Origin of the sequence: Frankia sp. Allo2, from assembly GCF_000733325.1 — a bacterium.
Classification (GTDB): Bacteria; Actinomycetota; Actinomycetes; order Frankiales; family Frankiaceae; genus Frankia; species Frankia casuarinae.
Window position 1 is genome coordinate 1 of sequence record NZ_JPHT01000099.1, and the last position, 2,090, is coordinate 2,090.

The 2,090-nt window shown below is 73.3% G+C and carries 1 protein-coding gene; it reads right to left on the minus strand.

Features of this window, described 5'->3' with window-relative positions; translation table 11 throughout:
* Window positions 1-2,024, minus strand: a 2,024-nt coding sequence (locus ALLO2_RS22935) for a S49 family peptidase (protein ID WP_084588533.1), incomplete at its 3' end; no start/stop codon positions are given.
* Between the last annotated feature and the right edge of the window lie 66 nt (window positions 2,025-2,090).

The following is a 2,090-nucleotide window of genomic DNA, read 5'->3' on the forward strand; positions in this document are numbered from 1 at the left end:
TAACCGATCCGCCCGATCGGCGGCATGACCAGCGGACCGGCCGAGGGCAGACCAAGCCGCGCCGCCAGCGGTGCCAGCGCCCCCCAACCCGGGACGAAGCCGGCACCGGGACCAGCGCCGAGCAGGCCCAGGGCGGACCCGGCCACCGACCCGGCCACCGACCCGGCCACCGACGCGGCGGCCCCGCGGTCCTCGCTGGACTTCGGCGACCGGACCCGTTCCAGCACCGACGGCTTGGGCGTCAGCCGCACCCGCGGAGTCTCACCGGCCGGCAGACCGGCGCGCGACCAGGCGAGTTCGATCGCCTGCGCCAACCCGCCGAGGACGTCCACCAAGCCGTGCGCATGGGCGTCCGCGCCGGTCCACACCCGGCCGCGGGCCAGCTGGTGCGCCTGGTCCCGGGACAGCCCGCGAGCGACCGCCACCTTGTCAACGAAGTCGGCGTAGACCCGGTCCAGGAACTCCTCCAGTTTCTCCCGCTCCCCCGGGGTGAAGGGCCGCCGCGGCGACATCATCAGCGCATGCTCGCCCTCCGCGACGGCACCGAAGCCCACTCCCACCTTGTCGAGCAGCCCGCTGATCACCTGCTTGCCGGCGAACACCCCGATCGAGCCGGTCAGCGTGCCGGGGTTCGCCACGATCGCATCGGATGCCAGGGCGACGAAGTAGCCACCAGAGGCCGCCACGTCACCCATCGAGACGATCAGCGGCCGGCCGCTGGCCCGGAACCGCTCGGCCTCCCGGCGGACCAGGTCGGAGGCGACGTAGGAACCCCCAGGGCTGCTCACCCGGAACACCGCCGCCGCCACCGCGGGATCACGCGCGGCGGAACGGAAGGCCGCCGCGGTGGCCTCCGCTGCGAGCACCGGCCCGGAGAACGGACCCGGGGCACCGTGTCCGAGGACGACCGGCCCGGTCCCATGGATGAGCGCGATGACCGACTTCTTCGGGTCTCGATGTGGCGCCGTCACGGAGGGGGCCAGCGCACTCGTCCCGCTGCCCGCGGCCTCGTCCGGGTGGAGGTGGGCCTCCCCGGCGCCGTCGGGACGGGAGCCGTCCCGATCATCGGGAACCTCGCGGAAGAAGAAAGCCGCCGGACCGCCGGCCGCCAGCGCCGCCACGCGAAGCGCCGGGAACTTCTCCCGCCGCTCGGCGGACCGCCGGTAGGCGGAGGCGTACATCAAAACCGGCTCCGCGCCGGACCCGCGGCGCGCATCCTCCCGGCCCGCGCCCTCCCCGTCACCCCCGAATCCGGCCGACGGCCCCCGCGTCACCCGTTCCCGTGCCGCCGCGTACACCTCGTCGCGGTAGCCGAGACGGTCGACGAGACCGGTGTCGAGCGCGACGGACCCGGCCAGCGGTCCGAGATCGATCAGACGCCGAACCCGGTCGGTGGACAGCCCGCGTCCCTCGGCGATGCCGGCCACGATCTGGTCAGAGCTGGACTCGATGATCCGGCTGACCGCCTCCAGGTGCGCCGGGGTGAAGTCCCGCTCCACCAGCGTGTTGACGGCGTTCTTGTACTCGTACCGCTGGCCGATCTCGACGGAGATACCGAGCCGGTCGAGCGCTCCCCGCAGGAACGGCGCCTCCATCCNGAGACCGGTCAGGCCGCAGTCACCGGGCGGGGCGAGCCAGATCTCGTCGAACGCGCAGGCCAGATAGTAGGGCGCCGTGCCGCCCCCGAACTCCCCGAAGGTGTCCGCGTAGGCGATGGCGGTGCCACCGGCCGCACGAAACGCGGCGATCGCGGCGCGAATCTCCTGGATACGTGCCAGCGGCATCCCGCAGGCGGCGATATGCGCGACCACGATGGACACCCGGGGATCCTCGGTCGCGTACCGTAGGCCTTCGACGACATCCCGCAGGGTCGTCCGACGCCGGGCGAGCGCCAGGGTGATCGGGTCGGTGGGGACGCCTTCGATCGGGTCGACCGTCAGATCGAGTTCAAGGACGATCGGAGCCGTCCGCCGCGCCGCGATCTGGCGGACGTCGGCCAGCGCCTTACGTGGGATGGCAGCCATGCCCTCAGAGGCTAGCCTTCCCCCGCACGGCGCCTCCGGCGCAGTGCGGGGACCCCTGGCATCGGG